At 51.2% G+C, this 19,861-nt stretch carries 23 protein-coding genes and 1 tRNA gene; 7 read left to right on the top strand and 17 right to left on the bottom strand.

Annotated features, from left to right (window positions below):
* Positions 1-635: 635 nt before the first annotated feature.
* Positions 636-1,010 (top strand): rhodanese-like domain-containing protein, encoded by a 375-nt coding sequence (locus A3EQ_RS0104950; RefSeq protein ID WP_120668853.1) that lies wholly within the window; start codon positions 636-638, stop codon positions 1,008-1,010.
* Between the two features lie 479 nt (positions 1,011-1,489).
* Here A3EQ_RS0104950 and gcvPB read toward each other — a convergent pair whose 3' ends face one another.
* The 3 genes from gcvPB to gcvT are packed head-to-tail and all read right to left on the bottom strand — an operon-like array spanning position 1,490 to position 5,434.
* Positions 1,490-2,965, bottom strand: coding sequence for an aminomethyl-transferring glycine dehydrogenase subunit GcvPB (gcvPB, locus tag A3EQ_RS0104940; protein ID WP_020154082.1), 1,476 nt, complete (start codon positions 2,963-2,965; stop codon positions 1,490-1,492).
* The gene (gene gcvPA / locus A3EQ_RS0104935) at positions 2,958-4,304 is read right to left on the bottom strand and encodes an aminomethyl-transferring glycine dehydrogenase subunit GcvPA (RefSeq protein WP_020154081.1); all 1,347 of its coding nucleotides are present in this window, start codon (positions 4,302-4,304) and stop codon (positions 2,958-2,960) included. Before gcvPA ends, gcvPB begins: the two co-directional genes overlap by 8 nt.
* Before the next feature lie 23 nt (positions 4,305-4,327).
* Positions 4,328-5,434 (bottom strand): glycine cleavage system aminomethyltransferase GcvT, encoded by a 1,107-nt coding sequence (gene gcvT, locus A3EQ_RS0104930; protein ID WP_020154080.1) that lies wholly within the window; start codon positions 5,432-5,434, stop codon positions 4,328-4,330.
* A gap of 369 nt (positions 5,435-5,803) precedes the next feature.
* On the opposite strand from gcvT, the gene A3EQ_RS0104920 reads away from it, so the two are divergent.
* Complete coding sequence (locus A3EQ_RS0104920; protein ID WP_026499751.1) at positions 5,804-7,489, top strand: DEAD/DEAH box helicase; 1,686 nt, start codon at positions 5,804-5,806, stop codon at positions 7,487-7,489.
* On the top strand, positions 7,458-8,267 hold the full coding sequence (locus tag A3EQ_RS0104915) for a YqhG family protein (protein WP_020154077.1): 810 nt from the start codon (positions 7,458-7,460) through the stop codon (positions 8,265-8,267). Before A3EQ_RS0104920 ends, A3EQ_RS0104915 begins: the two co-directional genes overlap by 32 nt.
* 8 nt (positions 8,268-8,275) lie before the next feature.
* On the opposite strand, the gene A3EQ_RS0104910 is transcribed toward A3EQ_RS0104915, so the two are convergent.
* From A3EQ_RS0104910 to A3EQ_RS0104850, 12 genes are all read right to left on the bottom strand, one after another.
* On the bottom strand, positions 8,276-8,476 hold the full coding sequence (locus A3EQ_RS0104910) for a YqzE family protein (RefSeq protein ID WP_020154076.1): 201 nt from the start codon (positions 8,474-8,476) through the stop codon (positions 8,276-8,278).
* Positions 8,457-9,017 (bottom strand): shikimate kinase, encoded by a 561-nt coding sequence (locus tag A3EQ_RS20635; RefSeq protein ID WP_020154075.1) that lies wholly within the window; start codon positions 9,015-9,017, stop codon positions 8,457-8,459. The genes A3EQ_RS0104910 and A3EQ_RS20635 overlap by 20 nt, the downstream gene beginning before the upstream one ends.
* 245 nt (positions 9,018-9,262) lie before the next feature.
* Positions 9,263-9,682, bottom strand: coding sequence for a competence type IV pilus minor pilin ComGG (comGG, locus tag A3EQ_RS0104900; RefSeq protein ID WP_160331531.1), 420 nt, complete (start codon positions 9,680-9,682; stop codon positions 9,263-9,265).
* A complete protein-coding gene (comGF, locus tag A3EQ_RS20630; protein ID WP_020154073.1) occupies positions 9,630-10,076 on the bottom strand; it encodes a competence type IV pilus minor pilin ComGF in 447 nt (148 codons plus the stop codon). The genes comGG and comGF overlap by 53 nt, the downstream gene beginning before the upstream one ends.
* Complete coding sequence (locus A3EQ_RS0104890; RefSeq protein ID WP_020154072.1) at positions 10,057-10,455, bottom strand: hypothetical protein; 399 nt, start codon at positions 10,453-10,455, stop codon at positions 10,057-10,059. The genes comGF and A3EQ_RS0104890 overlap by 20 nt, the downstream gene beginning before the upstream one ends.
* Positions 10,442-10,936 (bottom strand): competence type IV pilus minor pilin ComGD, encoded by a 495-nt coding sequence (gene comGD / locus A3EQ_RS20625; RefSeq protein WP_154652814.1) that lies wholly within the window; start codon positions 10,934-10,936, stop codon positions 10,442-10,444. Before comGD ends, A3EQ_RS0104890 begins: the two co-directional genes overlap by 14 nt.
* Positions 10,905-11,207 (bottom strand): competence type IV pilus major pilin ComGC, encoded by a 303-nt coding sequence (gene comGC / locus A3EQ_RS0104880; protein WP_020154070.1) that lies wholly within the window; start codon positions 11,205-11,207, stop codon positions 10,905-10,907. Before comGC ends, comGD begins: the two co-directional genes overlap by 32 nt.
* Before the next feature lie 14 nt (positions 11,208-11,221).
* Positions 11,222-12,250, bottom strand: coding sequence for a competence type IV pilus assembly protein ComGB (gene comGB, locus A3EQ_RS0104875; RefSeq protein WP_020154069.1), 1,029 nt, complete (start codon positions 12,248-12,250; stop codon positions 11,222-11,224).
* The gene (gene comGA, locus A3EQ_RS0104870; protein ID WP_020154068.1) at positions 12,228-13,310 is read right to left on the bottom strand and encodes a competence type IV pilus ATPase ComGA; all 1,083 of its coding nucleotides are present in this window, start codon (positions 13,308-13,310) and stop codon (positions 12,228-12,230) included. The genes comGB and comGA overlap by 23 nt, the downstream gene beginning before the upstream one ends.
* 526 nt (positions 13,311-13,836) lie before the next feature.
* Positions 13,837-14,628, bottom strand: coding sequence for a DUF817 domain-containing protein (locus A3EQ_RS0104860; protein ID WP_020154066.1), 792 nt, complete (start codon positions 14,626-14,628; stop codon positions 13,837-13,839).
* Between the two features lie 158 nt (positions 14,629-14,786).
* On the bottom strand, positions 14,787-15,008 hold the full coding sequence (locus A3EQ_RS0104855) for a helix-turn-helix domain-containing protein (protein ID WP_020154065.1): 222 nt from the start codon (positions 15,006-15,008) through the stop codon (positions 14,787-14,789).
* A 10-nt stretch (positions 15,009-15,018) separates the two neighbouring features.
* Positions 15,019-15,501, bottom strand: a complete 483-nt coding sequence (locus A3EQ_RS0104850) for a DUF2975 domain-containing protein (protein WP_020154064.1) — start codon at positions 15,499-15,501, stop codon at positions 15,019-15,021.
* Positions 15,502-16,296: 795 nt separating this feature from the next.
* Between A3EQ_RS0104850 and A3EQ_RS0104840 the strand changes: the two genes are divergently transcribed.
* The 3 genes from A3EQ_RS0104840 (at position 16,297) to A3EQ_RS0104830 (ending at position 17,637) form a co-directional block, all read left to right on the top strand.
* A tRNA-Gln gene (locus A3EQ_RS0104840) sits at positions 16,297-16,367 on the top strand.
* Positions 16,368-16,518: 151 nt separating this feature from the next.
* Entirely contained in the window at positions 16,519-17,220 is a 702-nt protein-coding gene (locus A3EQ_RS0104835; protein ID WP_020154062.1) for a helix-turn-helix transcriptional regulator, read from the top strand.
* A gap of 168 nt (positions 17,221-17,388) precedes the next feature.
* Positions 17,389-17,637: a DUF2626 domain-containing protein gene (locus A3EQ_RS0104830; RefSeq protein WP_020154061.1), complete on the top strand. Its 249-nt coding sequence runs from the start codon at positions 17,389-17,391 to the stop codon at positions 17,635-17,637.
* A gap of 64 nt (positions 17,638-17,701) precedes the next feature.
* On the opposite strand, the gene A3EQ_RS0104825 is transcribed toward A3EQ_RS0104830, so the two are convergent.
* Positions 17,702-18,328: an MBL fold metallo-hydrolase gene (locus A3EQ_RS0104825; protein ID WP_020154060.1), complete on the bottom strand. Its 627-nt coding sequence runs from the start codon at positions 18,326-18,328 to the stop codon at positions 17,702-17,704.
* 156 nt (positions 18,329-18,484) lie between these two features.
* Between A3EQ_RS0104825 and A3EQ_RS22055 the strand changes: the two genes are divergently transcribed.
* The gene (locus A3EQ_RS22055) at positions 18,485-18,655 is read left to right on the top strand and encodes a DUF2759 domain-containing protein (RefSeq protein ID WP_020154059.1); all 171 of its coding nucleotides are present in this window, start codon (positions 18,485-18,487) and stop codon (positions 18,653-18,655) included.
* A 547-nt stretch (positions 18,656-19,202) separates the two neighbouring features.
* Here A3EQ_RS22055 and A3EQ_RS22050 read toward each other — a convergent pair.
* On the bottom strand, positions 19,203-19,676 hold the full coding sequence (locus A3EQ_RS22050; protein WP_081626182.1) for a rhomboid family intramembrane serine protease: 474 nt from the start codon (positions 19,674-19,676) through the stop codon (positions 19,203-19,205).
* Positions 19,677-19,861 lie beyond the last annotated feature (185 nt).

Genomic DNA, 19,861 nt, shown 5'->3' with positions numbered 1-19,861 from the left:
CAAAGGAGCGTCCGAAAACAGCGGGAAGCCCGGAAAATCGTAAAGATGAGCGCAATATTGCATGAGAGAACCCGGCCATCAGTCGGGGTGCGGCACGGATCGATCGCGGTATACACGTGCAATTCAAGTGCCGTAGGAAGATTGCGGAAGGTCATCCATAATGGCCAACATTACTGACACTTCCGGAATCGATTTACAGGAACTGGCAAAAACATTAGTTGTGGTGTACAAAATGAGGGCGCCTGAATTATTGATCTGATAACCATCCCGAGAAAATCTTGACACATACGATCAAAAACGGTGAGATGCGAAAAGGTACGAGTTGTGTTATGATGAGAGCGAGCCATGGTATTCCTCCTGTTATGTATGGGTTTGTGTCGACTTCATCATAACGGAATTACCGTGGCTTTTGTATATTTATTTTGTTGCATTTAATTTTACAATGAACCTAGAAAAACCGAAACAAAGGCGGGAGTTTTTCCGGTTTTCTGCAAGGACCGGAAAGGAAAGATCCCGCAAGGGCGCGAACCGGGCGGAGAAAAAGTCCGCCCTGCTTCTTTTATTCTTTTTGCGCTTTTCCCGGAAGCTTTATATAATGGTTTATGGACGTTCAGTAGAAAGGGGAAACGCAAGTGATTTATGTCCTGTTGGGAATCATCGCCTTTATCACCGTTTACGCTTTGTTCCAATATTTTTACCAAAAGAGGGTCGTAAAGGCCCTCACCCAGGAGGAATTCATTCAAGGCTACCGGAAGGCCCAGCTGATCGATGTCAGGGAACCGAACGAATTTGAATCCGGACATATTTTGGGGGCAAGAAACATCCCCTTGTCCCAGTTGAAATTGCGTTTCAAAGAGATCCGTCCGGACAAACCGGTCTATCTTTATTGCCAAAACGGCCTGCGAAGCGGCAGGGCCGCGCAAATGCTGTACAAAAAAGGATACCGCCAGCTCTACCATCTGCAAGGCGGTTACCGGAAATGGACGGGCAAAATCAAGGTGGGAAAATAAGAGGAGGGCGGCCTCCCGGCGGGGACGGCCTGTAGCGGAGGGGCCGCCCGCCTTCGGGCCAAATTTTTTCGAAAAAAATTTCAGGCACGGATCCGGGATTGCCCCGGACCCGTGCCTTTTCCTTTTTCCGAAGGGGAATGCGCCGCCCGGCGCGAAAAAAACCGGGGAGAGGAAGCGGCGCGGAAAACAGGGCGCCTTTTCGTTGACGGGGTCGCGGCTTACGCGGAACCGTTACGGATCAACGCCCGTTTATCGAAAACTTTGGCCCGTCCGCCGAAAAAACCGTGGGCCGGTGCTGTCCGCTCCGTTTTCCCGGGGAAGATCGGCCGTGAAAAAGGCACCTCCGCCGGCCTTGGCTCCTTTCCGACGGAGGTGCCGCACACACCAGAATCCTCCATATTCCCTTTCGGACGGCCGTACCGCCTTTCCTGCGGAGGCGCCGCGCGCCGTTTCGGCGAACCCCCTCAGGGAGGTGCTGCCTACTGCTTTTGCGCCTCCCGTTTCCGGTAGCGCAGCACCGGTTTTCGGGCCGCCTTCGTCTCGTCCAGCCGTTTAACGACCGTGGTATGGGGCGCTTCCTGGACGATTTCCGGATTTTCTTCCGCTTCCTTCGCGATGTGAATCATCGCTTCGATAAATTCGTCCAGCGTCTCCTTCGATTCGGTTTCCGTCGGCTCGATCATCATGCATTCTTCCACATTGAGCGGGAAGTAGATCGTCGGCGGATGGAAACCGTAATCAAGGAGCCGTTTGGCGATGTCCAAGGTCCTGACCCCAAGCTTTTTCTGCCTTCTCCCGCTGATCACGAATTCATGTTTGCAATGGCGGTCGTAGGGAAGGTCGTAATACCGGGCCAGCTTCCTCATCACGTAGTTGGCGTTGAGGACGGCGTTTTCCGTCACTTCCTTCAAGCCTTCATGGCCCATCGTCCGGATGTAGGTATAGGCCCGGACATTGATGCCGAAGTTCCCGTAGAAAGGTTTTACCCTGCCGATGGATTGGGGACGGTCGTAGTCAAAGCGGTACCGGTCCCCTTCCTTCACCAGTACGGGCACGGGCAAGAAGGGAATCAGTTCCTTTTTGACGCCGACGGGGCCGGAGCCGGGTCCGCCGCCCCCGTGGGGGCCGGTGAAGGTTTTGTGCAAGTTCAGGTGGACGACGTCGAAGCCCATGTCCCCCGGGCGGGCTTTCGCCAAAATCGCATTTAAATTGGCGCCGTCATAATAAAGTTTCCCCCCGGCCTGATGGACGATCTCGGCCACTTCCAAAATGTTTTCTTCAAACAGGCCCAGGGTGTTCGGGTTGGTCAGCATCAGGGCGGCCGTGTCCGGCCCGACCACTTCCTTTAAATGCCCGATATCCACGAGCCCTTCTTCCGTAGATTTCACCGTTACCGTTTCGAATCCGGCCACGGCTGCCGAGGCCGGATTCGTCCCGTGGGCCGTATCGGGGATGATCACCTTCGTCCGTTGGAAATCCCCGTTCGCTTCATGGAAGGCCCGGATCATCATGAGCCCCGTCCATTCCCCGTGGGCGCCCGCCGCCGGCTGCAGCGTCACCTCATCCATGCCGGTGATCTCCTTTAAATGTTCCTGCAAATCGTACATCAAGGCCAGCGCCCCTTGAACGGTGCTTTCATCCTGGAGCGGATGGATGTGGGAGAAACCGGTCAGCCTGGCCACATTTTCGTTCACCTTCGGATTGTATTTCATCGTGCACGAACCGAGGGGATAAAAGCCGGTGTCGACGCCGTAATTTCTCCTCGACAGGGCGGTATAATGCCGGATGATGTCCAGTTCGGACACTTCCGGAAGCTCCGGTTCGTTTTTGCGGATATACTCCTCCGGCAGAAGGTCTTCCGCCTTTTCCGCTTCCACGTCCATTTCCGGCAGGGAATAGCCGATTCTTCCTTTCTTGCTGATTTCAAAAATGAGCGGCATTTCGTGTTTAACCATGGCAAACCCTCATTTCCTCCACAAAACGGTCGATTTCGTCCTTCGTCCGGATCTCCGTCACGCAAACGAGCAGATGGTTTTCCAAGCGGGGATAATCTCTTCCCAGATCATAGCCGGCGATGATTCCTTTTTGCAGCAGAGCCTTTTGCACTTCCCGGACGGGCCGGTTCAGCTTGACGACGAATTCGTTGAAGGAAGGTCCGTCCATGGCGATTTCAAAACCCTTTTCTTTCAAACGTTTTTTGCAATAGCCGGCCTTTTGGATGTTGGCCGCGGCCATTTCCCTGATCCCTTTTTTGCCCAAGGCCGCCATCGCCACGCTGGCAGCCAGGGCGTTTAACGCCTGGTTGGAGCAGATGTTGGAGGTGGCCTTCTCCCGGCGGATATGCTGCTCCCGGGCCTGAAGGGTGAGAACGAACCCCCGGCGGCCTTCCTCGTCCGTCGTTTCGCCCACCAGCCGGCCGGGAATCTTCCGCATCAGGTTCTCACGGACGGCGAAAAATCCGCAGTGGGGGCCGCCGAAGGAAACCGGCATTCCCAGCGGCTGGGCGTCCCCCGTTACGATATCCGCCTGAAATTCCCCGGGAGGCGTCAAGATTCCCAGGGCCACCGGATTGGCGGAAACGACGAAGAGCGCGCCAACCCCGTGGGCGACCGGTTCGATGGCCTTCAATTCCTCGATCCGCCCGAAAAAGTTCGGATATTGGACGATCACCGCGGCCACTGTCTCATCGGCGGCCGCCTTCAAGCTTTCGATGTCGGTCGTCCCGTTTTCCGCGGCGATTTCCACGAACTCGATCCGCTGTCCTTTGCAGTAGGTCCGGAGCACATCCCGGTACTGGGGATGGACCGCTTCGGATACGAGAATTTTTTTCCTTTTCGTATGGCCGGCGCTTAAAAGGGCCGCTTCCGCCAGGGCCGTCCCTCCGTCATACATGGAGGAATTGGCCACGTCCATCCCCGTCAGTTCGCAGATCATCGTTTGAAATTCAAAAATCGCCTGCAGCTCCCCCTGGGAAATTTCCGGCTGGTAGGGGGTGTATGCCGTGTAAAATTCCGACCGGGAAATGACGTGGTCGACGATGGAAGGGATGTAATGTTCATAGACCCCGGCGCCTAAAAAGCTGACGTTGGAAAGCAAATCCTGATTTCGCCCGGCGAGGCGGGTGAGCTCCTTCACCAGTTCATGTTCCGATTTCGCCGGTTTCAGGTTCAGTTTTCTCTTGAGCCGGACCTTCTCGGGAATGTCGGCAAATAATTCATCCACCGAGGATACCCCGATTTCCTCGAGCATTTCTTTCCGATCCTCATCGGTCATGGGCAGATAACGGAATCCCATTTCTTATCCCTCCGTTCGCTTCGTTATCCTTGCCGGTTTCTTCTGTAAAAGGGGGTGGAAACGGTCCGGGCGCGCAAGCATTTGCCGCGGATCTCCACCTCCAGCTCCGTGCCCGGGACGGCCGCATCCCGTTCGATGAGGGCCAGTCCGATGTTTTTTTTCAGCGTGGGTGAATGGGTGCCGGTGGTGATATGGCCGATTTCCCTTCCGTCTTTCAAGACCCGGTAGCCATGGCGGGGCACCCCTTTATCCAGCATTTCGATGCCTGCGATTTTTCTTTTCGGCCCCTCTTCGAGTTCCTTGGCCAGCGCGGCCTTCCCGATGAAGTCTTCCGCCTTGTTGACCTTCACGGCAAAAGCGAGGCCGGCCTCCAAGGGCGAGATGGTCTCCGACAGCTCCTGGCCGTACAAGGGAAGGCAGGCCTCGAAGCGCAAGGTATCCCTCGCTCCGAGCCCGCATGGGACGACCCCTTCCTCCGCTCCGGCTTCCAAGATCATCCGCCAAAGGTTCGGGGCCTCATCCGGCGGCAAATAAATTTCAAAACCATCCTCCCCCGTGTAACCGGTCCGCGATACGAGGGCCATCACGCCGCCTATGGACACGTCCTTTCGGAATCCGAAAAAGGGCAGGGCGGACAAATCGTCCTCCGCCAGCTTTTGCAAAACCTTTTCCGCAAGGGGGCCTTGCAAAGCCAACTGGGCATATCGGGAAGAAAGGTTTTCGATGGCGACGTCCCCCGTCTTGTGTTCGGTCAGCCACCGCTCATCCTTTTCCGTATTCGCCGCGTTGACGACGAGGAGAAATTCCCGCTCCCCGAGCCGGTAGACGAGGAGATCGTCCACCGTCCCTCCCCGCTCATTCGCCATCAGGGTATATTGGGCTTTTCCGATCTTCAATCTGCTCAAATCATTGGTCAGCATCCTTTGCAAAAAGGGATAGGCGTCTTCCCCGCTGACCAGAATCTCCCCCATATGGGAAACATCAAACAAGCCGGCCCGGTTGCGGACGGCCTCGTGTTCCTTCATGATCCCGGAAAACTGAACCGGCAATTCCCATCCCCCGAAATCGATCGTCTTCGCCCCAAAATCCGCATAGAGCGGAAAAAGGGGGGTTCTTTTCAATGCGGACATAACGTTACCCCTTTCTCATGATCACGTTTTCCAGTTCCTTGAAAAAGGACAGAAAACCCACGACGATCAATGAGTTCCCTGTCCTTTTCCCAAACGGCCGCAGGGCCGCACGCCTCCATCCGCGGCGGTTTTCTCGGGCGGCGTCTTCCTCGGAAGAACGGTCTTTCTCCCTTTTTCCGCCGCGGAGCGTCCCTGCCTCCTTTTCCTTTCCTTCCGCCTCCGATCCCGCCGCCTTCCATCGTTCCAGCCCGGGAAAAATATTATTCTGTGAAAGCGGTTATACTAATGGGCACATGAACTTACTACTATCGTATCATTACCGAAATCGATTCGGCAACTATTTCCTGCTTCGAAGGAGTTGGCTTTCCCGTGGACGTACCGATCCGTTTCGATCTCACGTGGCGAGAAGAGTTTCTCATGAGGATGAAAGAAGACGGGCCTTGGGCGGGCTGGGAGCTTTACCGGCTCGCCTATGATTGCGCGAACCGGTTCCTCATCGGGGAATTTACCGGTTTGGCCGCCCCCGCTTTTCTTCCCCATCTCAAGCCCCTTCCCCATCAGCTGGAGACCGCGAAAACCGTTGTCGAAAAGATGAACGGGCGGGCGATCCTGGCCGATGAGGTCGGTTTGGGGAAAACGATCGAGGCGGGACTGATCCTGAAAGAATACCTGATCCGGGGACTGGCGAAAAAAGTGCTCATCCTCGTCCCCGCCTCCTTGGTGACCCAGTGGGTAAGCGAGCTGAACCAGAAATTTTTTATCCCGGCCGTCGCTCCGAAAAAGGCCTACAACTGGGAAGGGGAGGATATCATCGTCTGTTCCCTGGATACGGCGAAAAAAAGCCCCCATCGGGAAATCATACTCAAACAGCGCTACGACTTCGTCATCGTCGACGAGGCGCATAAGCTAAAAAACCATAAAACGAAAAACTATGCCTTCGTCCAAAGTTTGAACAAAAAATTTTGCCTCCTTTTGACGGCGACTCCGATCCAAAATAAAGCGGAAGAAATCTTCCATCTCGTCACCTTGCTGAAACCCGGCCATTTGGGCACCTATTCCGAATTTCTGGGGAAATTTAAAAGAAAGAATGACATCGCGAACGACATCCGCTTGAAGGAACTGGTGAGAAAGGTGATGGTCAGAAACCGGAGGGAGGATACCCATATCCGCTGGCCGAAGCGCCGGGTGGAAAACATCTGGCTCGATTTTTCCCGGGAGGAACAAGACCTGTACCAGGCCCTCTCCGAATTCCGTTCGGAACTTTCCCCCCATGCCTTTCCGGCAATCACGCTGTTAAGGGAGGCGTGCAGCAGCCGGGAGGCGGTTTATGTATCCTTGAAAAACCTGTGGCGAAAGCTGGACCCGCCTCCTGCCGATCTCCAGGAAAAATTCCGGGAGATCGTCGACAAAATGGGCAGAATCCGGGTCAATTCCAAGGCGGAAAAGGCGTTGGAACTCATCGGACAGATCGGCGAAAAAGTGATCCTCTTTACCGAATACCGGGCGACCCAGCTCTATCTGCAATGGTTTTTCAAGCGGCACGGCATCTCGTCCGTTCCTTACCGGGGCGGATTCAAACGGGGAAAAAAGGACTGGATGAAGGAGCTGTTTCAAAACCACGCCCAGGTATTCATCTCCACGGAAGCCGGCGGCGAGGGAATCAATCTGCAATTTTGCCGCCACATCATCAACTTTGACCTTCCCTGGAATCCGATGCGCCTGGAGCAAAGGATCGGCCGGATCCACCGGGTCGGCCAGGAGAAGGACGTGGTCATTTACAATTTCGCCGTCAAAGATACGATCGAAGAGCATATGGTAAACCTGTTATATGAAAAGATTAAAATCTTTGAAAGAGTCATCGGCGAGCTGGACGACATTTTAATGAAGCTGGATGCGGGACCGTTCCAGGATTATCTGCAGGACGCCCTCGTCCATTCCACATCGGAAGGGGAAGCCCGGATCAAATTGGAAAACCTGTCTTCCATGCTCGATTTCGCCAACGGGTTCAAGGAGGGGATCAGCCGTGAAGCAGCAGGAAATCCGCCGGTTTCTTAAACATTTCTTCGCCGTCAACGGCTGCGAAATCGTAGAAGAAACGGACCAGTCCGTGACCGTCCAACTGACGGAAGAAATGGATCGAGCGATCATGAACCGCCCCTTTTATTGGCAATACATCGAATCAACGGGCGGTACCGGAGCTCCCGCCCGGCTGACCTTCATTACCGATTTTTCCGCGGACAAAAAGATCAAGGGGGAAAGGATCGCCTTCGGATCGCCCCGGCTCAGCCAGCTGTTTACCTATGCCATGAAGCGCGGGCGGTACATCCGCCTGTACGAAAACCGGACCGGATCGGCCGTTCGGCCGGTCCGGCTGGTGCCTTGGCTCTCCCTCAACATGAAAATCAGCTATGAATGCGACCGGAAAAAGGACCGGCTCCGCTCCGTCGGCCTTCATTTGATCAACGGGAGCATCTGTGAACCCTTCCACGAGCTGATCACATCCGTTGATCTGGTGCCGAAAATCCCCGATTTTTCCTATACCTTGTCGCCTTTGATCCTGCCGGGAAGCGGCATCATGCGGATTAAACATTTCATCGAGGAGGGGTTAAGGGAGGAAGACAAGCAATGGGCGGCCGAAGCGCGGAAGCGGTGGGAGGAAGACCAGCGCCTGCTCGATCATTTCTACAAGGAAGAAAGGGAAAAGCCGGAAAAATATTTTATGGAAAAGGAGGCGTTAAAGGAGCAGTACGAACCCAGGATCAACGTCACCGTCATAAACGGGGGGATTTTTTACTTAACGGATGAAACGGTCCTGGGCCAGGCGGCAAAATAGCGGGCCAATCATCGATTTCCTTTTTTCCGCTTCTGTTTAAAGGAACGGTAATAATAGTAGGGGACGATGCCGAACCAGCGGTAGAGGAAAGGATCCTTCGCCATTTTCCTCTCCCGTTTCCGTTTTTTCCGCTCTTCCTTCGGCGCTTCCAAATACCCCAGCAATGTCTCCGTCAAATATTTGACATAGTCATTCGTATTCACGTTCATCTTTCCTTTCCGCTTTCTCGGGAAAAGTTTTTCCATTTTCCCGTTCCTTTAAACGTTCGAGGATCGTGCGGGCGATCTCCGCAGGAGACCGGTCCGTCGTATCGACGGAGAAATGGGCCTTCCGGTAAAAGGGAAGGCGGCTTTGATACAGCCGGAAACATTCCTCCCGCGATTTGGCGGCGATGAGCGGCCGTTCCCTGCCGTCCCCCGCCGCCCGGGCGTACATCCGGGAAAAATCGCCCGCCAAGTGGACGACCAGCCCTTTTTCTAACATATATGGCAAGTTTCCTCGCCCTGCCGCCGTGCCGCCTCCGGTGGCCACCACCGCCTGCCGGACGGGCAGGGAACGGAGGGCCCGCGCTTCCAGGAGGCGAAAATGGGCCTCCCCCTTTTCGGCAAAGATTTCCGGGATCGATTGTGCGGCGGTTTTTTCGATATATTCGTCCAAATCGTAAAAAGAATAGCCGAGGAGGTCCGCCAAAATCTTTCCGACCGTCGTCTTCCCGGCACCCATGAATCCGATGAGATAGATCGTTTCCATTCCGCGTCACCCGTAATTAATATAACCCGAAACGCCCTTCCGATGGAACGCAAACTTTCCGAGCCCTGACGCTCGGCCGAATCAAGAAACGTGAGCACAGCTTTCCGGAGGAACGAAGACTTTTCGAAGAGCCGGTCCGTCAGCCGCTGCTTTACAGCGTTTTCGGTGGCAAAGCGTACCCTTCGAAGTGCCGCAAATATTCAGATTTTACTCCTTCGGATGGAACGCATACTTTTGAAGCCGCCTCAATTCTCTTCCCAGCCGCTGATTTCCCCTGTTTCTTCATCATAAAGGAAGGTGATGTCCAGCTTTCCCCCATGATCGGTAAAACATTGCAGCTTGATCTGGAAAAGATGTTCCCCGATCCGTCCGGAAGAATAGCGGGCATGCCCGTTTTCATAGCGGATAATCCCCGTCTCCGGCACATTCCCTGCCCCGGCCCGATTCAAAAAATCGGCGACCGCATCGTGTAAAATCCGTTCGGTCTGATAGGCATGTTCCGCTTCCCGGAAAAATTTTTTCTCCGCCTCGTACTCTTCCGCCGCATAAAGGGTGACGGCCGTAAAAATCAAAAGCAGGAACAAGGAAAAGGGGAGAAAAAAACCGGACTCGTCATTCCCCGGCTTCCACGGGAATCGGCCGGGGAAGGAAGATCTCCTCCTCATGGGTTTCGCCGCTATTGCGGACAACCCGGATTTTGATCCCTTGCGGAACGGGTTCGAAGGCGAAGGACCGGACATTGTACAGCATGATTTCATGGCCTTTTCCGTTCACTCTCCTTCTCAGGTACGAGCCCCATCGCTCGTAATAGATCAGCGAATCCCCCTTATATAATAGGATGCGGTTGTAGGTCAGGCGGATTTTGTCGCAGGAGCGGATTTCCATTTTCGTTTGGCTGACAAACAGCTCCCACTCCATCCGATCCAGCATCTTGGCGGTATATCGGTCGTATTTGAGGAGCATGGAAGAATGAAAAACGAAAATGAGGATCAACGACAGTACAAACAGGGCGGCCAGCATCTCCACCATCGTGAATCCTTTATCCCCGGACCTTTTCACATATCCGCTCCTCCCGTTCCTTCCTGGCTTCATATTTCACGCAAACCCGCCTCCCTTCCGGGCCTTCTTCGATCACGGTAATAAAGACCGTCCCGGAATCGCCGGCGATCCGTTCCTCAACGGGCAGACCCTTATTTGCCCGCAAGACTTGCGCATTCAACAGGCGGCTCGCTTCATTGCGGATCAACAGCTCCTTCCGCATCACCGTGATGTGCATAAAGGCGGGAACGACATAAATGACGATGACGAGCCAGACGAAGAAAGAAAGGAGCAGTTCCGCATAAACGCTTCCCGCATCGGGGCGGCGCCGGCCTTCCCCGTTTCGGGATCCGCACCTTCTCCTGCCGGCTCCGGCCCTTTTTCGGCTAATCATCTTCATACACTTCCATCCTTCCCCTTCCGATGCTGAAAAAAATCCGGTAGGAACGACCGCCGGCATGGATGTACATGTACCCGAACCGGCTGATGTTTCCGTTCGGCAGGAAGCGGAAATCTCCCATGTTGCCCGGCTCGATTTCCACGCCGTCGGGCAGCGGCCGGTACATAAAAAAGGAACCGTCCTCCGCATTCAATTCATAACCCCTTTCCCTCCATTTGTATTGAAAGGCGACGGGGACCTTCCTGTTGATCGCATGTTGCTGGGCCCGGAACAAATCTTCTTCCATCCCTTGCAAAAAATGGACGGTTTCCAGCTTCTTTTCCAATGGGAAAAGGACCGGCGGAGCGATGGCGGTAACGATGCCGAAGATGAACAGGACGATGAGCATTTCAAGCAGGGTGAAACCCGCTCCGCCAAAACGGCAAGGGGCGGAGAACAAGCCTCCTCCCCTATTGGCCGCCGATTTCCACTTCTCCGTCAACGAGGACGACCTCTTTCCCGTTGGGGCATTTCGGCGCTTCGTCCAAATAGCCTTCCTGAACCAATTCGGAAATCGAATTCGGCATTTGATTCCGATCCACGTAGTAGGCTTGCACCTGGGACTCGACCATCCGCTTCATCCCTTCGCATCCCTTATTGCTGATATTGGCGTTGTTTTTGGCGACATTCGGGATCGTGATCATCAATAGGATCGTGATAATGAAAAGCACGATCATCATCTCGATCAGCGTGAATCCCTTTTCGTTTTTCATTTGCATCCCTCCATTTATAATCGATTGATCATTTCAAAGGTCGGAGAAAGGATGGAAACGTACAGGAGGACGATCCAAAGGGCGATCAAGGAAAACATGAGGGGCTGGACGAATTTCAGCAGCCTTTCCACCCTTTCGTAAAACCGTTCCAGGCAATGCAGGCTGAAGGATTCCAGTTCCATGTCGAGGCGTCCGGCCAGCTGGCCGTGTTCGATCACGGCGGCGAGTTCCGGCAGCCAAAAGGGAATTTCCCTGACCCCATCCGGAAGACTTTTCCCGGAAAACAGCACACGGTGGATCCGATCGATCGTTTCCCGCAAATACTTTTTTTCCGGATCCGACCGGATGACCATCAAACTTTCATGCAGGGAAAAGCCGTTTTTCAGCAGCTGGCTGAGGTGGAAGGAAAAATAGTAGGTTTTCCAAAGCATCAGGAAGGGCCCGATTCCCGGCAATTTGGCCAGCCATCTTTGCCGTTCGAAAGGGGAGACGTTTTTCCCCCATTTGAAAAACAGCGGGAGCAGGACGGAAAAAAGGAGGCAAACCGCGAGGAAGATCTGCGGATAATGGCCGTTCAGCCAAAGGTAGAAGAGGATGAGGCGATTCGGCTTCACCCGGAAGTTTTCGTAGAGGAGGACGAATTGGGGCAGAATTCTCGTTTGGAGGATGAAAAAAACGCCGACCGTCATGGCGAAAAGCAGAACCGGATAAGCGAGCAAATGCCGGAATTTGGCCTGCTGCCCGTATTTCCGTTCCAGCATCTCCCCCGCCGTGATCAAGGACTCGGGCAGTTGGCCGTGGGTTTCCCCGTAATAGGCGAAAACGGCGCAGAGCGGATCGAAACGGAACCCCCGGATCACCCGGTAAAAGGAATCCCCTTCTTCCAGCGCCCGGATTGCCTCCCCGATCGCATCCTTAACCTTTCCGGAAAACTGGAGCCGCAAAAATTCCAGGGCTTCCCCCAGGGTATATCCCTTCTGCAGGAGCGTTCCCAGCCGTTTCATGAAACGGGACTGTTCCTCAACCTTCCATTTCTTCCGCAAAACTCTCCACCCATCTTTCGTATTCTTCCTTGCGGATGAAACCTAAGGCGATGCCTTTGTTAATGGCCGCCCCCAGCGTCGGGAAACGGACTTCTCCCTTTCCTTCCCGGACGCCGTCAAGGGCCTCCTGCAGGGGATTTCCGAATAAGAATTCAAAGACGGCGGCCCTTTTGTTCGCCATGTGATGGCAATAGGGCGAACAACGTCCGTCCGGGCAAAGGGGGCAGGACCGTTCCACGAGCCGCTGGGCGCAGACGCACAGGAGGGTTTGCCGCAGGTCGCCCCAGGCCGCACCGAATTCCAGCAGGCGGTACAGGGCGCCCAAGGAATTTTTCGCGTGCAGCGAACTCAGGACCAAATGCCCCGTCAAGGCGGCTCGGACGGCGATCTTCGCGGTTTCGGCGTCCCGGATCTCGCCGATCAAAATGACGTCCGGGTCATGCCGGAGGATCGCTTTCAGCCCTGCGGCGTAGGTAATGCCGGCCTTTTCATTGACCTGCATCTGCAAAAAGTTTTCGTTGTATTTTTCGACCGGGTCTTCCAAGGTGATGACATTTCGCTTCAATTCCACCGCCGAGTGGTAAAGAAGGGAATAGAGGGTAGTCGTCTTGCCGCTTCCCGTCGGCCCGGCGAGCAAGATCAGCCCGTGGGGTCTTTTCAACAGGCGGAGAAGGATGTCGGCGGATTTCGGGAAAAGGGTTAACTGGCGGACGGGGCGGAATTCATCCTGGGGGAGAAGGCGGATGACCATGCTTTCGGAAAAAACCAGGGGCAAGGTCGATATCCGCATACCGATTTTCCTGCCGTCGATTTCCGCGGTAAAGGATCCGTTTTGGGGCCTCCGTTTTTCGCCGATGTCCATGGAGGCTTTAAATTTCCAATAGGTGATCAGCCTTTCCGTTTCTTCATGGGAAAGCGTGTAACGGGGGAGCAAACGGTGCAGCACGCGAAAATAAACGGCCGCATGGCGGGATCGGGGGGAGATGTGGATATCGGTGGCATGCAGGCGAAGGGCGGAACGCAAAATCTCTTCCGCTCTTTTTTCCACGGAAAAAATCAAACTTTCCCTGCCATCCTCCTTTCCTCGGTTTAATAAAGGGATTCGCCGTCCCGGCCAAAAATCCTTCCCCGAAAAAAATTTTCCGGATAGATTTTTTCGCCGGGTTACATTTAGGCATCCATCGGGCTATAGCCAAGCGGTAAGGCAACAGGCTTTGACTCCCCGATCGCCGGTTACGTATTTTCATACGTGCGTGTTACCGCTGTATAAGGCGTTTTGCCTCACTTTTTTCACGATGATTGACCGCGTCTTTTAATGCCTTGCGTTGTCGTGCCGTGTTTTGTCCTTCGCTACTTACTTGGAAGTAACCGATTTTGCGCATATGTGCTAATAGCATGTTTATTTTCCGCCTTTGTCATTTTGTCCTTGCGCTTAAATTTCCATTTTGTTTTCACAATAAACGCCTCCCATGAACGTTATTGTTTAGTACGTTAGACAGAAGGCAGATAACGGCTCGCGTATTTTATTGGATCGTATGCCGACGTATTAAAAAAATACGTTTTTAAGGATCGGCTTTTTTAAAAGGTTACAAAAATTGACCGGTAGATGGCCTGATGGATTTTTTTTCCTTAACCCGCTTTAACGTCGCTACGATAAGAAAGCTAACAATCACTAATAAGAACCATGAACTCACCTTTCCGAGATGAACGAGGCTCCATGCATCCGTCTGGTTTGGATATTGCCAAGCTCCAAAGAACGTTGCGATATTCTCGGCGATCCATATAAAAAATCCGATGAGCACAAAAGAAAGTACGAGCGGCATACGGTAACGAATTCCATCAACCTCGAATGTGACCCATGATTTCCAAAAGACGATCATTACTAGTCCAGATAACCACCAACGAACGTCAATCCAATAATGGTGGGTGAAAAAATTCAAATAAATCGCAGCCGCGAGAGGGACAACTGCCAAAAACGGCGGCCACTTAACCAGTTCAACCTTTAACCTCCTCCACGCCTGGCAAAGATAACTCGCTACACTTGCGTACATGAATCCGCTATACAAAGGCACTCCAAAAATCTTGAAATATCCTTCCTCCGGATAAGACCAGGAGCCCATGTGTACCTTGAAAATTTCAAGAGCAAGGCCGATAAGGTGGAACAATGTGATCACCTTTAGTTCATCCCGTGTTTCAAGCCCGGAACGCACCATCCGCCACTGTACCAGAAGGCAGATGATGAGCAGCCAGTCATACCGTGGCAGGAAAGGAAGCGGCATGATTTTTGTTAAAGCCAAGGAGGCAAAAATAACGGCAGGAAATAAACATGATAGGGCCTGCTCCCAACCAAAACGAACGAGTTGTTTTAGGGCTCTCATGGTTTGTACCACCAACGTTTTTTTCTGAAAATCATGGTGAGATAGGAGATTGCCAACGTAAAAACTAAATGTTAACCCTCCTACCACCACCATTGTTGAAAGGATTATTGCTTAAAAAAAATGTAAATAATAACATCCTGAAAAATATCCCCGCTTGATTATCCTTTCGTTTCTTCGTCACTTTTGTATTCTAAAATATCGCCAGGCTGACATTCTAAAGCCTTACAAATCGCATCTAATGTTGATAATCGAATCGCTTTTGCCTTTCCATTTTTCAATATAGAAAGATTAGCCATCGTGATTCCGACCTTCTCCGAAAGTTCCGTAAGGCTCATTTTCCTTTTCGCCAGCATCACATCAAGATTGATTATGATCGCCATGCTATTCACCTTAGATCGTTAAATCATTTTCTGATTTTATATCGATGGCGGCTTTTAAAAGCTTTTGAAGAAGGGCGGCAAAGACTGCGATAATCGTTGAAGCAAAAATAATGCCCAATCCGATTAGCATGATGCCCGGGGCGTCTTCCAATTCCGCGGCGATATAGAAGAATGGCAAACCTGGCACATACAAGATACTGATTGCGATTGCACAGTATTTTATCTTCTTTAAAGCCTGTACAGATAATTCCGAGAAAGCTTCGTTCCTGTCAATATAATTTAAAAGTTTAAAAGCCTGATACAGAGCGAAGAAAAACGGAATCGCCGACAAATACATCACCGTTAAAAAGCCATATAGCACATAGGCGGACTCCGAATTGCTTTCTGCCGCTTCTTTAGCTAACATAGGCAGCCCAAATATGCATAAAGCAAGAACTGGAGTTCCGATCATAATAAGAGCTATTTTTAGAAACACTGTTGATCCTTGTTTCATAAAAAGCACCTCGCGTATTTATCGTCAATTTGATTTTAATACGCATTTTATCGTTTTACAATAAATTATTATTAATTTCTATTATATTTTTATTGTTTTACATAAATATCCTTGGCAAAGATAAAAAGCATTCATCATTCCAAAGAAATACTCGATAACTTCAGCCCATTCAATTTATCATTCGTTCAACTAAACCGCCCGTTAATTGAACGAGATCGTCTACGACTTTCCTGTCCCGCGCCCTTCCCCGCCGGGAATAAACGAGATGAAACGATAAAGCCCGATTTTTTTAACGGTCCGAAAGGAAACACAAACGGAAGCGACTTTTTATTGTTTCTCGCTTCGATTCGAAGGGAATCGAGACGGCATGCACAGAGGCCCGAGGCTTATTAATTATTAGCATCGATGTAAACCGTTTCCCGTCCGCAGCTGCGATAAAGATAGGAAATACGATAATCCAAAACGCCACGCCGATCTTGCGCCTCTTTATGCCCCGCTGCCACCTGCGTTTTTTATCGCCGACTTTTTGCATTCCTTTTAAAACGTGATGTAGCCGAAATCAGTAACTATAAAGGAAATTGCCGACAAGTGATGTATGAGGGTAGACGATTTTGTAAAGAGGGAATAGCGGTAATAGACGCAAAAAAATAACGGGTGGAAATCCCGTTATTTCTTATCCTTTTTGCGCATATTGCAATATCAGCGGGGTCATACTACCTACAATTGAATACGTTTATGCCTGCGGAAAATACCTTTGATTTAACGTTTTTGCGGTGATTATAAGGTGAATAATATTGGGCTATAGCCAAGCGGTAAGGCAACGGACTTTGACTCCGTGATCGCTGGTTCGAATCCAGCTAGCCCAGTCGCCGGGGGGATGGCAAGGGCTTCGGATCGGGGCAGGCCGGAGGATTTCTCCCGAAAACGCCCGATTTTTCAGTGAAATTCCTTAAAATGTAACATATTTGGCCCGGGAAGCCCGGGTTTCCATTGTATAATCCTATTGAGGTGATAAAAATGGAACAAACATTGAAAATTACCAACGTCCTTGCCGATCCCACCAGATATTCCATTTACGATTACATCGTGAAAAAACACGGTCCCGTCACCGTTCAGGAAATCGCCGACCAATTCTCGATCCATCCCAATGTGGCAAGACTCCATTTATCCAAGTTGGAAGATATAAAAATGATCGTTTCGGAGAATTTAAAAACGGGAAAGGGGGGCCGGCCGAGCCGTGTCTACCGGCTCTCCGACGAAGTGATCGAGCTGAGCTTTCCCTTCCGCGATTACCGGCTGCTCGCCAAAATAGCCATCGAGACGATGCTTTCCTTGGGAAAGGACGGGGAAGAAGCCCTGTACACGACGGGGAAACAGTACGGAAAGGAAATCATCGAAAAGCAGCTGGCCAAATTCGGCACCACCAAGGAAAACTTGACCTTTGAACAAAAGATTCAGATTTTGAGATCAACGATGAACATGCTCGGCTTTTATCCCGACATTTACGTGCGGGAAGATAACGAAACCTTCTTCTTCGAAGTTTACAACTGCCCGTTCCGGGAATTGGCCGAGGAACATACGTCGATCACCTGCACGATGCACATGCACTTCATCAACGGGCTCCTCGAAGGGCTGTTTGACGATTTCCAACTGAAAAACCTGCGGACGATGTTTGACGGTTGCCAGTCCTGCGCATACAACGTCCTTGCGGCCCGTTGACCGAGGATGAGCCGGGCGGTCCAAAGTTCTCTGAAGTCTTGCGGATCTTGGGTCCCATGCCCGCTGCGCAACTTCGGGGAACCGCGCTCGCTCCGTTTCTATTTACACGGGAAACCGGAATCATTATAATTGAAGGAGATAAGTTCTGCAAAGGGGGATAACTGACGAATGGATCGAATGTTTCGCGTGCTCGCCTTCTGGACGGGGATCTTTGCCGTCATGTTTTACGTCGGCGGGGAAAAGATGCATGTCATGGCCCTGTTGTTTTTCGCCCAATTCGGCTTCTTCCTCTTATTAGGTTATTTAAGGCTTTCCGAAAGAATGTACATGTATATTTTCGGCGCTTATTTGACCATCTTCTTCGCGGCATTTACATACTATACCACCTTCGTCATGCAGACAGGCGCAGGCCATTGAGAGGAAACGCCCGGAAATCCGTCTTTGCCGGGCGTTTTTTTGTCGGAAGGGCGGTCATCCCCCTTCAGCCTTGCAAAAAAGGATTGGAAGTCTTCTCTTCTCCGACCGTCGTGACCGGACCGTGGCCGGGCAAAATCCGAGTCTCCTCCGGCAGGGGAAGGATCTTTTTCCCGAGGGTCTCCATCAGCTGCCGTCCGTTTCCCCCCGGCAAATCCGTCCTGCCGATACTCCCTTTGAAGATCACATCGCCGGAAACCAATATCCCCTCTTCGGCAAAATAAAGGGAGATGCTGCCCGGGGAATGGCCGGGGGTTTCCAAAATTTGAAAGGACCAACCGCCCATCTCCATTTCCCCTTCCCCTTTGATTTCCTCCGGGGAAACGCCGCTGACGACCGGCCGGGGAAGAAAGAGGAGGGAGCCGTTCAACGAAGGGGACTGCAGCCAGTCTTTTTCAGCCTGATGCAGATAAACGGGCACCGGATATTTTCGCACCAAATCGTCCAAACCGCCGATATGGTCAAAATGGGCGTGGGTCAAAAACACGGCGCCGGGGCGGAGATCGTTCGCCTCCAGCCACGTGATGACCGTTTCGGCCTCATCGCCCGGATCGACGACAAGACAAAACCGGTCATCGTACAACACATAGCAATTCGCTTCCAACGGCCCTACCGGAAATTGTTGCCAACGCATGATTCCATCATCTCCCCGCAAATCTGTGAAAATCATGTGACGCGCTCGACAAAAGCGTGAAAAGAGGATAAAATATAAATGATTAATCTGTATACATATCTACATAATACAAAAGGGATGGCATCTTTTACAACTTTACAGTAAGGGGGTTGGCCGATGGGCACTGCCATCATTACGCTGTTGATTGCCATTCTGGCCGTATTTGCCACTGTTTCCACCTTGAAAAACAAAAATTATCTCGGGTTTCTGTTTGCATTGGCGACCGTTCTCGTTTTCGGCTTCTTTTCCATTATGACGTTGATTAAAAGCGGTTATCCGGAAGGATAAGGAAAAGGAATCGGACGGAAAAAGCGGAGCGATCCCTTTTTTCTTCCCGTGAAAACGCAAAACCCTTTCAAAAAACTTATCAGCTTATCGCTCGCCGGGCCATGTTTGGCCCGGTTTTTTGCGTTTTCCTTTCCCCTTCTTCGCCCTTGAATGCGGAGGATGTTTCCGGCTCCGGAGGCTGTCGCTCTTTCCGGCCCCTCCCTTCCCCGCCGATGACCCGAAAGCAATCTGGCAAGTAAAAGTAATATATTGATCATTGAGGACTAGCCTAAGAGCCCGGAGGGCGGCTGACCCCCGTCCCTTCCCGCCGCCGAGCTTGCGGGCCGCTGCTCATCAGTTTGTCAATCTCGACGGAGTTCAAACTATCTTTGATCAGTTGTAAAATTAAATGCAACAACAAAATATGCAAAAGCCATGGATAAACCGTGGAAGATTTTAACGTGACCAATATATGTTCCCTTTTTCCTTTTTTTCACTCCCATCCCCGTTAGTACAGTAAAAAGCGATCATCATTTTCAGGCAAAATCACAGCAGTGAAGCAAATTTTTTATCCGCTCATACTATCATTCAAATCCTTTGTTTTATTAAATAAAAACGGAGACAAAAGAATTCCTCCGACAAAACCGCCTATATGACCTGTTAAACTTATTTCCGGAATTAAAAAAGTCACAACAAAACCAAGGAGAGTAAACATCATAATAAATCTTTTATCGTATGAAGAAAACTGATTGCCATGTCTAAAAAACAAATATATATACATTCCCAATAATCCGTATCCTACTCCAGAGGAACCCGCCAAAGGAATAGGGTAATCAGAAAATAAATGAACCATTAAAGTTGCAAAAACACTCATTAATATATAACTCAAAAAAAACTTTTTGCTTCCTAAAATTTGTTCAAGAGGACGGGATAAAAATAAAATAAATGGCATATTCAGGAAGAAATGAAAATAACTCATATGACCAAAGGCACAAAGTAAGTAAACGCCATACTTGTCCCTCGTCGACCAATTGACGATCATATGCCCCCAATTGAAGAATTGTCTTACTGTTATAACCCCCCATAAATGTAATCATGATCATCAATACTGTACAGATTCCAACCATAAGTGTTGTAATTGGGTATCGTTTAATAAAGGTGAGAATATCTTGTGTTATTTTGAACAAAGCAACACCCTCTTTCTGTATCTTAAATATATAATTACGC

Source organism: Caldibacillus debilis DSM 16016 (genome assembly GCF_000383875.1).
GTDB lineage: Bacteria > Bacillota > Bacilli > Bacillales > Caldibacillaceae > Caldibacillus > Caldibacillus debilis.
This window is presented reverse-complemented; position numbering and strand designations above follow the sequence as displayed.